Annotated in this window: 11 protein-coding genes; 9 read left to right on the forward strand and 2 right to left on the reverse strand. The window is 62.3% G+C overall.

Annotated elements, in window-relative coordinates:
* Positions 1-40 precede the first annotated feature (40 nt).
* Genes BKX96_RS06120 through BKX96_RS06130 form a run of 3 tightly spaced genes read left to right on the forward strand, consistent with a single transcriptional unit; the run spans position 41 to position 3,020 of the window.
* Positions 41-1,006 carry a Bug family tripartite tricarboxylate transporter substrate binding protein gene (locus BKX96_RS06120; protein WP_077183043.1) on the forward strand — a complete coding sequence of 322 codons (966 nt, stop codon included), beginning with the start codon at positions 41-43 and terminating at the stop codon, positions 1,004-1,006.
* Position 1,007: 1 nt separating this feature from the next.
* Positions 1,008-1,493 (forward strand): tripartite tricarboxylate transporter TctB family protein, encoded by a 486-nt coding sequence (locus tag BKX96_RS06125; RefSeq protein WP_077183044.1) that lies wholly within the window; start codon positions 1,008-1,010, stop codon positions 1,491-1,493.
* A gap of 18 nt (positions 1,494-1,511) precedes the next feature.
* A complete protein-coding gene (locus BKX96_RS06130) occupies positions 1,512-3,020 on the forward strand; it encodes a tripartite tricarboxylate transporter permease (protein ID WP_046816400.1) in 1,509 nt (502 codons plus the stop codon).
* Positions 3,021-3,269: 249 nt separating this feature from the next.
* On the opposite strand, the gene BKX96_RS06135 is transcribed toward BKX96_RS06130, so the two are convergent.
* Positions 3,270-4,154 (reverse strand): LysR substrate-binding domain-containing protein, encoded by an 885-nt coding sequence (locus BKX96_RS06135; protein ID WP_077183045.1) that lies wholly within the window; start codon positions 4,152-4,154, stop codon positions 3,270-3,272.
* A gap of 156 nt (positions 4,155-4,310) precedes the next feature.
* On the opposite strand from BKX96_RS06135, the gene BKX96_RS06140 reads away from it, so the two are divergent.
* A complete protein-coding gene (locus BKX96_RS06140; protein WP_077183046.1) occupies positions 4,311-5,612 on the forward strand; it encodes an NAD(P)/FAD-dependent oxidoreductase in 1,302 nt (433 codons plus the stop codon).
* A 52-nt stretch (positions 5,613-5,664) separates the two neighbouring features.
* A complete protein-coding gene (locus tag BKX96_RS06145; RefSeq protein ID WP_077183047.1) occupies positions 5,665-6,753 on the forward strand; it encodes a polyamine ABC transporter substrate-binding protein in 1,089 nt (362 codons plus the stop codon).
* A 131-nt stretch (positions 6,754-6,884) separates the two neighbouring features.
* Here BKX96_RS06145 and BKX96_RS06150 read toward each other — a convergent pair whose 3' ends face one another.
* A complete protein-coding gene (locus BKX96_RS06150) occupies positions 6,885-7,403 on the reverse strand; it encodes a carboxymuconolactone decarboxylase family protein (protein WP_077183048.1) in 519 nt (172 codons plus the stop codon).
* Between the two features lie 132 nt (positions 7,404-7,535).
* Here BKX96_RS06150 and BKX96_RS06155 point away from each other — a divergent pair, with 132 nt between their 5' ends.
* The 4 genes from BKX96_RS06155 to BKX96_RS06170 all read left to right on the forward strand — a co-directional run bounded on the left by BKX96_RS06155 (position 7,536) and on the right by BKX96_RS06170 (position 14,001).
* Positions 7,536-8,348 carry an AraC family transcriptional regulator gene (locus BKX96_RS06155; RefSeq protein ID WP_077183049.1) on the forward strand — a complete coding sequence of 271 codons (813 nt, stop codon included), beginning with the start codon at positions 7,536-7,538 and terminating at the stop codon, positions 8,346-8,348.
* A 132-nt stretch (positions 8,349-8,480) separates the two neighbouring features.
* The gene (locus BKX96_RS06160) at positions 8,481-11,291 is read left to right on the forward strand and encodes an amino acid adenylation domain-containing protein (RefSeq protein WP_077183050.1); all 2,811 of its coding nucleotides are present in this window, start codon (positions 8,481-8,483) and stop codon (positions 11,289-11,291) included.
* A 96-nt stretch (positions 11,292-11,387) separates the two neighbouring features.
* Positions 11,388-11,768 (forward strand): RidA family protein, encoded by a 381-nt coding sequence (locus BKX96_RS06165; RefSeq protein WP_046816407.1) that lies wholly within the window; start codon positions 11,388-11,390, stop codon positions 11,766-11,768.
* Positions 11,769-12,003: 235 nt separating this feature from the next.
* A complete protein-coding gene (locus tag BKX96_RS06170; RefSeq protein ID WP_077183051.1) occupies positions 12,004-14,001 on the forward strand; it encodes a peptidase U32 family protein in 1,998 nt (665 codons plus the stop codon).
* Positions 14,002-14,041 lie beyond the last annotated feature (40 nt).

A 14,041-nucleotide genomic window follows, 5' to 3' on the forward strand; every position in this document is an offset into this window, starting at 1 on the left:
CAAATGGCACCCATAAAAACAAGGTACTCAGGAGATGCCCATGTTCGCTTTGCTCCGTAATTTCAGGCGCTGCCTGCTGGTCGGCGTTACCGCTGCCGCGCTCTGTACCCCGGCCTTTGCGCTAGACACCGTCAAGTTCATGGCCCCCGGTTCCGTGGGCGGCGGTTATGACCAGACGGCCCGGGTGCTGGGCAAGGCCCTGATCGAAGCCAAAGTCGCCAAGGCCGTCACCTTTGAGAACAAGGGGGGCGCGGGCGGTACGCTAGGCCTGGCGCAGTTTGCCAACAGCACCAAGGGCGACCCGAATGCGCTGCTGGTGGTCGGTGCGATCATGGTGGCGGGCATCGAGCAGAACAAACCGCAGATCAGCCTGAAGGACGTGACGCCCATCGCCCGGTTGTTCACCGAATACAACGTACTCGCGGTGCGCAAGGACTCGCCCTACAAGACCCTCGATGACCTGATCAAGGATTTCAAGGCCAAGCCCACCAGCGTGACCTTTGGCGGTGGTTCCAAAGGCTCGATCGACCATATCGGCATCGCTGAGCTCGCGGGCAAGCTGGATGTGCCGGTCAACAAGGTCAATTACATCGCCACCGGCGGTGGCGGTGAAATCGTCGCCCAGGCCCTTGGTGGCCAGATCAAGGTGATCACCGGCGGTTACGCCGAGCTGGGTCAATACATCAAGAACGAACAGTTCCGCGTGCTCGCCATCGGCGCGCCCGAACGTGTGCCCGGGATCGATGCGCCAACCCTCAAGGAAAGCGGCTACGACGTGATCATCGGCAACTGGCGCGGTGTCTACGGCGCAGCCGGCCTTACCCCCGAGCAGCGCAAGGAAGTGACCGACGCCGTGCTGGCCGCCAGCAAGAGCAAAGTCTGGCAGGACAACATCAAGACCAACGCCTGGACGGAGAGCGTGCTGACCGGTGACGATTTCGGCAAATTCGTCAACGAGGAACACGTGCGGTTGCGCGCGATGCTGGTCAAGGTCGGGTTGCTTTGACATGACCGGATCCCGCGCAGTGGTGCCGACCCAGTTGGCCATCGGCATCGGCCTGATGGTCCTCAGCCTGGTGCTGGCGGTGGGCGCCTGGCGCTTTCCGCCGGAGATGGGCTTCGTCATTTTGCCTGCCTATGTATACCCCTGGGTGGTCGCGGGGTTTCTCGGGGCCGTGGGCGTGTTGTTGAGTTATCAGGCGTTCAGCGGCGGTTTTCGCGAACTGGATAACCAACAGGTCCACACCGTGGCGGGCGGCAAGGCCGGCGCAGCCTGGGTCACCGCAGGGTTGATCGGTGTGGCGCTGCTCATCAACGTCATCGGTTTCGTGCTGTCCGCCGGGCTGCTGTTCGCCTGTTCGGCCCGCGGTTTTGGCAGTCGTCATCCACTGCGCGACCTGGCCATCGGCATGGCCCTGACCCTGCCGATCTACTGGTTGTTCAATGCCGGGCTGGGGGTTTCCCTGCCGCCGCTGGTCAACGCCTGGATCTGATCCAAGGAGATCGACAGCATGGACATTCTCGCCAGCCTGGCAATGGGCTTTTCCGCGGCGTTGACGCCGATCAACCTGCTGTGGGGTTTCATCGGCTGCCTGCTGGGCACCGCCATCGGTGTCTTGCCGGGCATCGGGCCGGCACTGACGGTGGCCTTGCTGCTGCCGATCACCGCCAAGGTCGATCCGACGGGCGCCCTGATCATGTTCGCCGGGATCTACTACGGCGCGCAGTTCGGCGGTTCGACCACCTCGATCCTGCTCAACACGCCCGGAGAGTCGTCTTCCATGGTCACGGCCCTGGAAGGCAACCTCATGGCGCGCAATGGCCGGGCCGGGCCCGCGCTGGCGACGGCGGCGATCGGCTCCTTCGTCGCAGGCACCATTGCGACGGTGCTGCTGACCCTGTTCGCCCCGGTCGTGGCCAGGCTGGCGTTGAATTTCGGCCCGGCGGAGTACTTCGCGATCCTGGTGCTGTCCTTCACCACCGTGTCGGCGGTGCTCGGCGCATCGATGCTGCGTGGTTTCGCTTCACTGGGAATTGGCTTGACCATCGGCCTGATCGGCCTCGACTCGACATCCGGCATTGCCCGCTACACCCTGGGCGTGCCCGAACTGGTGGATGGCATCGAGGTGGTGCTGGTGGCGGTCGGTCTTTTCGCGGTGGGCGAGGCCCTGTACAGCCTGCTTTATCAAACCGAGCAAGCGGAAGGCCGGCACCGCCTGACGTCGTTGTGGATGACCCGTGCCGACTGGAAACGCTCGGTGCCGGCCTGGCTGCGGGGCACACTGATCGGCTTCCCGTTTGGCTCGATCCCGGCAGGCGGTGCGGAGATCCCGACCTTCCTGTCCTATTCCACCGAGCGCAAGCTGAGCAAGTACCCCAAGGAGTTTTCGGCCAACAAGGGCCAAGGCGCCATCGAAGGGGTGGCCGGCCCGGAAGCGGCCAACAATGCGAGCGCCACAGGCTCGCTGGTGCCGTTGCTGACCCTGGGCATACCGACGTCGGCGACGGCGGCGATCCTGTTGGCGGCGTTCCAGAACTACAACCTGCAACCGGGGCCGATGCTCTTCGAAACCTCCGCCGACCTGGTCTGGACCCTGGTGGCCTCGCTGTACATCGGCAACGTCATCCTGCTGGTATTGAACCTGCCGTTGGTGGGCCTGTGGGTCAAGCTGCTGCAGATCCCCCGGCCTTACCTGAACGCTGGAATCCTGGTGTTCGCCACCATCGGCGTGTACGGCATGCGCCATTCCTCCTTCGACCTGCTGCTGATGCTGGGGATCGGCTGGGCCGGGGTATTGATGCGGCGTTTCGATTTCCCGGTGGCGCCGGTGATCGTCGGCATGCTGCTGGGGCCGATGGCCGAAAAACAGTTGCGCAATGCCCTGTCGATCAGTGAGGGGGACTGGACGATATTCCTGACCCAGCCCATCTCGGCGGTGTTCATGGCCCTGACGCTGCTGGTGCTGGTGGTACCACCTCTGCTGCATGCGCGTGGGATCAAGTTGCATGAAGATGACTGAGGTATTGGTCCCCCTGTAGGAGCTGGCTTGCCAGCGAAGGCGCCCTGACAGTCGATCCATTTCGCACGGCCATACCCGATCCACAGCGGAATGTGTTCACGCACCCGATGAGGCCGGCTGGTAGGCCGCCTTCGCTGGCAAGCCAGCTCCTACAGGGAATCGGGTGTAGACGCGGGAGATGAATCGGCTGTCAGGACGCCATGGACGCGGCCTGGCTTTTCAGCGAAAGCTTGACCGGAAACAGCGTATCTACAGGTCGCGGGCTGTTCCTACCTGCTCGCCAAACCACTGCAAGATCGCCCCGCACGCCGGGTGCGCCGCCGCTGACGGCTGCAGGCACAGCGCGTAAATCCCCCAGGTCTTCAACGGCTCGCCAAACGGAATGACCAGCACGCCGCGTTCGATCGACTCGCCCGCCAAGGTCATGTCGGTCATGGCTACACCCAGCCCGCGCGCGGCGGCATCCAGCGCCAGTTCGTCGAGGTTGAAGGGAAGGTGGCGAAACTCGTCCAGTGACCTGCCGTCGTTGGCGGCCAGCCAATACCGCCAGTCGTTCCTGTCGCTCGAACGGTGCAATAGCGCAAAGCCGGCAAGGTCCTCCTGTGAGGCCAACCCCAGGCCGGGCGCACACACCGGCACCAGCGCTTCCTCGAACAGGGTCAGGCAATCCGCGGCCCCGGACGGTTCGGGCAGGTAGAGGATGTAGGCGTCGCTGTCGCTGGCCGGTTCCACCACCTCGGTGGCGACGGTCTCGATCGCCAGGGATACCTGTGGATGATGGCGGTAGAAATCACTCAGCCGGGGCAGCAGCCAGCGCACCGCCAATGACACGTGCATGCGGATGCGGAACGGGCGCTTTTGCGGAGCAATGCGGTCCTCCAGGGCCTTGAGGTGTTCAAGGATGTGCCGCGCACTGGCGAGCACCTGTTCGCCTTCGGCTGTCAGCTGCAGGCTGCGGCTGGTCCTGATGAACATCGCGGTGCCGTAGTGACTCTCCAATTGCTGGATTTTGCGGCTCACGGCGCTTTGTGTCAGGCACAGCGTTTGTGCCGCCTGGGTGAAGCTGCCTGAATCTGCAACCTCGACCAGGGCCTGCAGGCCCTGTAGCGAGGGCATGTGGCGAATGTTATCCATGCGTTTTAAGAATACCTGGATGATTTAATAACGTTGGTTGTCGTTGCACTGTCCCTTTAGATTCTAGTCATGGCTGCCGTCATCTCCAATCACTCATGCAAATAGTGCATGCGGATGTCCGAGAGGCCGGCTCAAAGACAGTCTACGAGGTGACGCATGGAAAACGTATGTGGCTGGATTGCGCAAGCCGGGGACAGCCCGTTGCGCGACCCGCTCAAGGGCACGCAGCAGGCCGACTGGCTGGTGATCGGCGGCGGCATCACCGGGCTGTGTGCCGCGCACTCATTGGCGCAACTGCATCCCCAGGCACGCATCGTGGTGGTCGACCGCCAGCGCGCCGCGCAAGGTGCATCGGCGCGCAACTCGGGGTTCGTGGTCGCCCACGAGCATCCGAGCCATGCCGAGTTGCAGGGCACTGCGGGTTTCGCCGGCTACCAGGCCGATACCGCGATTGGCCGTGCCGCCAGCGACGAGGTGCGCAAGCGCATAACCCGGCACGGCATCGAATGCGACTTTCACGAATCGGGGTATTTCTTTGCGGTCAGCGATCCGCGCAAGTTGACCGAGGTCGAGGCCAAGCTGCAGACCTTGCGTGCGGTGGGTGCTTCTGCAGAGTTCCTGCGAGGTGAGCCGTTGCGCCAGAAACTGGGAACCGGGCATTACCAGGCGGCGATCTGGTGCGGCAATGGTAATGCGTTGCTGCAACCGGCGAAGTACGTCAAGGGGCTGCTCGATGCACTGCCGCCGCAGGTGACCCTGTTTGAAAACACCGAGATCAGCAGTCTGCAGCGCCTGGGTAATGGACGTATCCGCGCCAGCGGCGCCCAGGGCTGCATCGAGGCCGGGCAAGTGCTGGTTTGCCTCAATGCCTTCATTCCCCGTTCCGGCATCAGTGACAGCGGCACCTTCGCCATGGAACTCAGCGCCAGCCTGACCCGGCCCCTGAGCGACGCAGAATTCCAGGCCCTTGGCGCCGTCGAGCCTTGGGGCGTGCTGTCGACCCGGCCCCTGGGGGCTACGGTGCGCCTGACCCCGGATCGCCGGGTGATGATCCGCAACACCGCCGAATATCGCGCCCACGACTTGTCGCCCGGAGAACTGGCGACCCGACGCCAGCACCATGTCCTGGGTTTGCAGCGGCGTTTCCCGATGTTGGGCGCGCAGGACATCCAGTACACCTGGACAGGTCACCTCAGCGCTTCGCGCTCCGGGCAACCGTATTTCGCCAAGGTCGAGGAGGGCGTGTTCGCCGTGGCAGGGTGCAACGGCTCCGGTGTGGCGCGGGGCACGTTGTGGGGACGGCTGCTGGCGGAGCTGGCATCGGGTATCGACTCGCCGCTCCTGCAATCGGTGATCGATCGCGCCCAGCCCGGCTGGCTGCCGCCCAAACCCTTGCTGGATATCGGTGCCATGCTGCGCATGCGCGTAGAGAAGGCCCGGGCCAGAAGCGAAATCTAGAACACCGCCTTGCCCCTACAACAAAAGCACTTCAACACGAAGGTGATCGAACATGCGCGTCAATACTGTTTCCCTGGTGGCACTGCTCTCTACGTTCAGCGTCGCCGCCTACGCCGATGAAACCGTGAACATTTCCAACTGGAACGGCTACATCGCCGACGACACCCTGGCCACGTTCAGCAAAGAAACCGGGATCAAGGCCACCTACGACATCCATGACAGCAACGAAGTGCTGGAATCGAAGTTGATGACCGGCAACACCGGGTATGACGTGGTCAGCCCGTCGAACCATTTCCTCTCGCGCCTGATCAAGGCCGGGGCCATCCAGAAACTCGACAGGAGCCAGCTGCCGGGCTGGAGCAACCTTGACCCGGTGCTGATGAAAAAGCTCGAGGTCAACGATCCCGGCAACCAGTACGGTTATCCCTACATGTGGGGCACCGCGGGCATTGGTTACAACGTCGAGAAGATCAAGGCGATCTTCGGCAACATCGACGTCACCCGGTCCTGGAGCCTGTTTTTCGATGAGGCCAATATCAGGAAACTCAGCGAATGTGGCGTGGCGATCATCGACAACCCGACGCAAGTGCTGCCGATCACCCTAAACTACCTGGGGTTGCCGCCCCACAGCCACGAGCCTGCCGACTACAAGAAAGCCGAACAGGCGCTGCTGAAGATCCGGCCTTACGTCCAGTATTTCCACGCCTCCAAGTACATCAGCGACCTGGCCAACGGCAACGTCTGCGCGGTGATCGGCTTCAACGGCGACATCGTGCAGGCGGCCGCCAGTGCCAGGGAGGCGAACAACGGCATCGACATTGCCTATTCGATCCCGGATGAAGGCTCTACCCTGTGGTTCGACATGGTGGTCATGCCCAAGAGCGCACCGCACCAGAAGAACGGCTACACCTACATGAACTACCTGCTGCAACCGCAGGTCATCGCCAACATCAGCAACAGCATCCACTACGCCAACCCCAACAGCGCCGCGGACGCCGAGGTGGTGCCGGCGGTGAAGCAGGACCTGGCGATCTACCCGCCCAAGTCGGTGATGGACAAGCTGTTCACGGTAGAAGACCTGCCAGCCTCCATCGCCCGCTTGACCACGCGGCTGTGGACCAAGTTGAAGACCAATACCTGATCGCTGGCAAGCCAGCGCCTACAGGATTTGCGGGGGCATGTTGAATGGGGGCATTACGCGCATCTGTAGGAGCCGGCTTGCTGGCGATGCGATGGTGGTCGTTACGCCGCCATCGCTGGCCGCAGGGTGATTCAGGCGTCGATGGCCGGAAAATCGATGTCGGTCAGGGCGACGTTGTTCAGGTAGTTGGTCAGCGTTTGCGAGGCCACGTGGGCGATCACTTCGATGATCTTCGCGTCATCGATTCCGGCGGCGCGGGCCGCGGCGATTTGCTCGCTGTCCAGGTGACCACGGCTTTCGCTGATTTGCCGGGCGAGCAACGCATAGGCATCGAGCCGGCCTTCGCGGGCGCTGAGGATTTGCTGGCTGGAAAGCCCGGCCTTGCCGGCGAACAACGTGTGCGCCGCCAGGCAGTAGTCGCAGCCGTTGACCTGGGAGGTGGCGAGGAAAATCGCTTCCTTCTGCGCAGCGCTCAAGGATGTCTTGGCCAATGCCGCCGAGTTCTGCAGATACGAGGCCAGTACGGCGGGGGCGTGGGCCAGGACGCGGAACACATTGGGCAGGAAACCGATTTTCTTCTGCACGCCGTCGAGCAAGGGGCGGGTGGTCTCGGTGGCGTGTTCCAGGCTGACAGGGATAATGCGTGACATGGTGATTCTCCGTAATGGATGCGCGAAGGGCGCTGGGTACGGAGTGAATGCTAGAGAGTCGGGTTGGCCTATTGGATGCAAATCGTCGAGGATATGCGACAGATCGTCCAGAACTGCTGCCGGAGGCCCTTCATGGATCGCTTGTCCACATTGCTAGCGTATTTCGGCGTCAATGCCGGGACCTTTCACAGCGGTACCTTTTGCGGCACCACGGCGTTCGATGGCAGCCAGGCCTGCGGGCATCTGCATCTGCTCCAGGCGGGCGAAATCTCCCTCAGGCTCGCGGATGACCGTGAACTGCATCTTACGGAACCGACCCTGATTTTTTTTCCCCGGCCCTATCGTCATCGTCTGTTTGCCTCGCAGGAAAACGATACGCAACTGGTGTGCGCGTCCCTGGACTTCGATGGCGGTGCGGGCAATGCCCTGGCCACGGCCCTACCGGATTATCTGGTGCTCAAACTGGAGGACATCCCGGCCCTGGCCAGCACGCTGCAATGGTTGTTCAACGAAGCCTTCGACGGAACCTGCGGCCGTGAGGCGGTGATGGATCGGCTGTTCGAGCTGGTGGTGATCCTGTTGTTGCGCCACCTCCTGAGCAGTCGAAATCAGCAGCCGGGGATGATGGCAGGCCTGGCCGATACGCGCCTGGCGCGCCCCTTGAACCTCATGCACGAGTCACCCGGCAAGGCCTGGAGCGTGGCCGAACTGGCGGTGGCGGCCAACATGTCCCGGGCCAGTTTCGCCGAGCACTTCAAGCGGGTGGTCGGGCAGGCCCCGGCGGATTATCTGCTCAGCTGGCGCATCAGCCTGGCGCAGAAACGCCTGCGTGAAGGCAAGCCCATTGCCTTGATCGCCGAAGAGGTCGGTTATGAAAGCCCTTCGGCACTGGCCCGGGCGTTTCGGCGCAAGACCGGGGTCAGTCCGAGGCAATGGCGAGGCTGACGGGGCCTGCGCATGTTGACCGGCGCACTGGCGGGCCATGGCAGCTGTGCTAGCTTCTTGGGGGGGAATCTCCGGATTGCGAGCCTCCCGTCGTGTCTACCTCGTACAGGCCCTGGGGAGTTGATCAATAATATGCAGGATGCGCGCCCGAACCCGACGCTGGATCTGGAGTATTGCGTCGAACGTCCGATATTCATGGATTTCCTGCAGCACGCTGGACGCACACCTGATGCCGTGGCGGTGGTTTCTCATGACGCCACGTGCAGCTACGGCGAACTTGAAGCGATCAGCCAGCGTCTTGCGTCCTTTTTGCTTGGACAGGGCGCGAAGGCTTCCGACCGGGTCGTGATCGTTTCCGGTCGCTGCGCTGGCCTGGTCTACGCCATGCTCGGTGCCTCGCGCGCCGGCTTGACCTTCACCGTGGCCGATATGGCTTATCCACGTTCGCGCATCGAGCAGATCATCCAGGTGCTCGAGCCGAGCTTTGTCCTGGTCTGTGGCGAGGCCGCCTTCGAGGTCGATCCCCTGCGTTCGTCCGCGGTCCGCGTGGTCAACATCCCGGAAATGCCCGGCGACGCGCTGAAGGCCTTCGCCGTCGAGCCAAGGGGCTTGCCCGACGTCAACCCCGCACACCCGGCGTATATCACCTTCACATCGGGCAGTACCGGCGAGCCGAAGGGGATTGTCACCCATCACTCGCCCTTGGTTCATTTCATCGAATGGCATAGCCAGCGTCATTCGTTGACCAGGGAGAGTTGCTTTTCCCTGCTGTCGGGACTGGGCCACGATCCGGTCTACAGGGACGTGTTCACGCCGCTGTCGATTGGTGCAAAGGTCGTTATCCCGGCCCAGTCGACCGTTGTCGATCCAGCGGCATTGGCCAAATGGATACACCAGCACGGGATCTCGGTCATTCACCTCACGCCGCCCCTGGGCAAACTCATTGAGACCGGGGCGAAAATCAGTGGCTTGCAGTTCGGTGAGCTGCGCTACCTGTTTTGGGGTGGCGATGCCTTGAGCAACACCCTGTACCAGCAAATCTGCCTGATCGCCCCCAACGCCATCAGCGTCAACTTCTACGGCACCACCGAAACGCCGCAGGCGATGGCCTTCCATCAGGTCGATCCGGCGCTCGACAACTCAAGGATCCCGCTGGGTAAAGGCATCGAGGGCGCGCAACTGTTGCTGGTCAATGAGGCCAACCAGTTGGTTGGCGAAGGCGAAACCGGAGAAATCCTGATACGCAGCCCTTATCTGTCCCTGGGTTACTACGGTGACGCGGCACTGACCACAGAAAAGTTCGTGGTCAACCCGTTTACCCGGGCCGAAGGTGATATCTGCTACCGAACTGGCGACCTGGGCACTTATCTGGCCGATGGCAGTGTCATGTTCCGGGGGCGCGGTGACAGCCAGGTCAAGATCCGTGGTCATCGCATCGAGCTTGCTGAAATCGAAGGCTCGATCACCAGGCACCCCCGGATCAAGCAGTGTGTGGTGTTGGCCGATAGCGACCGATCGAACGTGAAACTGGTGGCCTGTTGTGTTTCCACCCAGCCTGTTTCATCGGTTGAACTGCGTGAGCATGTGGGGCAGCAGCTACCCGACTACATGGTGCCGGCGTTGTTCGTGTTCGTGGATTCCATTGCACTGACGCCTAACGGCAAGATCGACAAGCGGGCGTTGCAGGCGCTGGTCGATAACCAGGCGGCGCCCGTCAATTCCAGCCAGGACCTGTCTCCGCTGGCGCTCAAGTTGACCCAGGCATGGGCGCAAATTCTTGAAGTGCCGCGCATCGATCCGCAATTGACCTTCGTCGAACTGGGCGGGGATTCACTCTCGTTCGTCCAGGCTTCAATGGTGCTGGAGGAACTGATCGGTCATCTGCCCGACCAATGGGAAATGATTCCGGTCGTTGAATTGTGTGAACTGGCCAGCGACACCAAGGCCTCGAGGTTCTCGATACGGGCAATGGAAGTGCCGGTGTTCATGCGCGTGGTTTCCATCGTATTGATCGTCATTGGCCATTTTCATCTGTTTTCACACTGGCCGGTTTTCGGCGAGACCATGACCCTGTTCCTGATTTCCGGGGTCAGCCTGGCACGGTTTCAATTCAAGGCCATCAACGAGTACGGGAGCGTGCGCACGCTGGTGAAGTCCGTTGCCAGCATCGCGGTGCCGACGATCCTGTACACGGCGTTGGTGCAAATGCTGTTCGACAAAGTGCATTGGCAATCGCTGCTGCTGATTTCCAACTGGTTTACAGCCGATACAGTCGGCAACTTCGCCTATTGGTACATAGAACTGCTGGTGCAGATGCTGGTGATCATCGGCTTCGTGCTGTCGTTCGAGCGCGTCAGGAACATCATCAGTGCAGACCCGTTTCGTTGTTTTGTCATCGCGTCGTGCGTGTTGGCGGTGGCCGATGTGCTGATCAGTGCCTTGGTGTTCGATGCGAGCGCGCTGCTCAATCGCGTGCCACAGCATTACCTGGCGATCATGGTGCTCGGCATGGCCATTCACAGCGCTGGTACAACCCGCCAGAAGTTGATCGTCAGCGTCGTGACCGTGCTGGTAGTGGGTTGGCAGGACATGATGGCAATGCTGGGGTATGGACCGTTCGCCGCGGAGATCTGGAGCCATGTCGATATCGCCGTGCCTGCCGCGCTCCTGGTGATCTGGGTGCGGTCTATTCCCGTGCCAGGGATCATGGCCCGTGGCATGGCATTGATTGCGTCCTCGACGCTGTATATCTACTTGACGCATTTCCAGTTTCAGTCGGTGGCCCGGCGCCTTGGCGACTATCCGGTACTCGCGGTGGTCCTCGCCATCGTCGGCGGCGTTGCGGTGGGTTATGCCTGGAACAAGGTCGTGCGCTGGGTGTTGATGCGCGGTAACGGCGAGGGCAAGAAGCGTCGAGCGGATAAAGTCGAGCGGGTGGCGTGAGGGTTCCGTAAACTGGCTGGGCAACCGGCGTTGCGCCATGAATGCCCCGGCTGACATGCGCGAGCGCCGCCTTACCCACTCAAGCAAGAGACCCCCATGGCAAACCAAGACCTGACCTTCGTTCCCGATCCCGATGCGGACTCCATTTCCTCCGACGTCGCCGGTTTCGGCGGCATGCTGGTCTCCACCCAGATTCCGACCCGTGCCGATGGCAGCCTTGAACTGGGCGATATCACCCTGCAAAGCGAATGCACCCTGCAGGCGTTGAAAGTGGCGCTGGAGCGCGCCGGCAGTTCCATGGACCGGGTGCTGCACCTGACCATCTACCTCACCGACATGGCCGACCGCGCCGCGTTCAACGAGGTCTACAAGCGCTTCTTCGCCAAGCCGTGGCCAGTACGCGCCGCAGTGGGTGTAGCGTCTCTGGCGGTGGAAGGGATGCGGGTGGAAGTCACCGCAATGGCCGCCAAAGCCTAACTGTAATCCCACACGCGAACCTGTAGGAGCTGGCTTGCCAGCGAAGAGGCCCCGAAATAGCAACGCAATACTCAAGGCCGCCTTCGCTGGCAAGCCAGCTCCTACAAGGGGTTTGTGGTACGCGCAGGCGCATCTTCGCGCCCGGAACCCGCCACCTGGCAGTACACGGGTGCCGCCTGGGCATTTCACCGCTACAATGCGCGCCTCGACCGTGACAGCCTGACTAAAAAATATTATGTCCCTGCCCAAACATCACCTGGAATTGCTCAGCCCCGCCCGTGACGTGGCGATCGCCCGCGAGGCCATCCTGCATGGCGCCGATGCCGTCTACCTTGGCGGCCCAAGCTTCGGCGCCCGGCATAACGCCTGCAACGAGGTGAGCGATATCGCCGCACTGGTGGAGTTCGCCCATCGCTACCACGCCCGGGTGTTCACCACGATCAATACGATCCTGCACGACAATGAGCTGGAGCCGGCACGCAAGCTGATCCATGAGTTGTACGACGCCGGCGTCGATGCGCTGATCGTCCAGGACCTGGGCGTGATGGAACTGGACATCCCGCCGATCGAGCTGCACGCCAGCACCCAGACCGACATCCGCACCCTGGAGCGGGCGAAGTTCCTCGACCAGGCCGGTTTTTCGCAACTGGTACTGGCCCGCGAGCTGAACCTGCAGGAAATCCGCGCCATTGCCGACGAAACCGAGGCTGCGATCGAGTTCTTCATCCACGGCGCGTTGTGCGTGGCGTTTTCCGGCCAGTGCAATATTTCCCACGCGCAGACCGGCCGCAGCGCCAACCGCGGTGACTGCTCCCAGGCCTGCCGCCTGCCGTACACCCTCAAGGACGAAAAGGGTGGGGTGATCGCCTACGAGAAGCACCTGCTGTCCATGAAGGACAACAACCAGAGCGCCAACATCCGCGCCCTGGTGGAAGCCGGCGTGCGCTCGTTCAAGATCGAAGGGCGCTACAAGGACATGGGCTACGTGAAGAACATCACCGCCTACTACCGCCAGCGCCTGGACGCTGTGCTTGAAGATCGTCCGGACCTCGCCCGCGCGTCCAGCGGCCGCACCGCGCATTTCTTCCTGCCCGACCCGGACAAGACCTTCCACCGTGGCAGCACCGACTACTTCGTCAGCGAGCGCAAGATCGACATCGGCGCCTTCGACTCGCCGACCTTCACCGGCCTGCCGGTGGGCGTGGTGGAAAAAGTCGGCAAGCGCGACCTGCTGGTGGTCACCCACGAGCCGCTGTCCAACGGTGACGGCCTCAACGTGCTGGTCAAGCGTGAAGTGGTGGGCTGGCGCACCAACATTGCCGAGCCCAAAGGCGAATTCGAAGAGGACGGCGAGAAACGCTATCGCTACCGGGTCGAGCCGAACGAGATGCCCAAGGGCTTGCACCAGTTGCGCCCGAATCACCCGTTGAGCCGCAACCTGGATCACAACTGGGCCCAGGCGCTGCAAAAGACCTCCGCCGAGCGCCGGATCGGTCTTTCCTGGCTGGCGCGCCTGCGTGAAGAGCGCCTGGAACTGACCGCCACCAGCGAAGAGGGCATCAGCGCCAGCGTCGCCCTGGAGGGGCCATTCGGCGTGGCCAACAAGCCGGAGCAGGCCCTGGACCAACTGCACGATCTGCTGGGCCAACTGGGCACCACCGAGTACCACGCCACCAACGTCAAGCTGGACGCTCCGCAGGCGTTCTTCATCCCCAACTCGCAGCTCAAGGCCTTGCGCCGCGAAGTGATCGAAGCGCTGACCGTGGCACGCATTGCGGCCCACCCACGGGGCGGCCGCAAAGCCGAAACCACGCCGCCACCGGTGTACCCGGAGTCGCACCTGTCGTTCCTGGCCAACGTCTATAACCAGAAGGCCCGCGACTTCTATCACCGTCACGGGGTGAAGCTGATCGACGCGGCCTATGAGGCCCATGAAGAGACGGGCGAAGTACCGGTGATGATCACCAAGCACTGCCTGCGGTTCTCCTTCAACCTGTGTCCCAAGCAGGCCAAGGGCGTGACGGGCGTGCGCACCAAGGTCGCGCCGATGCAGTTGATCCATGGCGACGAAGTGCTGACGTTGAAATTCGACTGCAAGCCTTGCGAGATGCACGTGATCGGTAAGATGAAGGGGCACATCCTCGATCTGCCGCAACCGGGCAGCGTGCAGCAGGTCGTCGGGCACATCAGCCCCGAAGACCTGCTCAAGACCATCCATCGCGCACCCCACTGAGTGATCGGCGAGCGCGCAGTCATGGCTGCGCGCTCGCCCA

The organism is Pseudomonas putida, assembly GCF_001976065.1.
In the GTDB taxonomy this organism is placed as follows: Bacteria; Pseudomonadota; Gammaproteobacteria; order Pseudomonadales; family Pseudomonadaceae; genus Aquipseudomonas; species Aquipseudomonas serbica.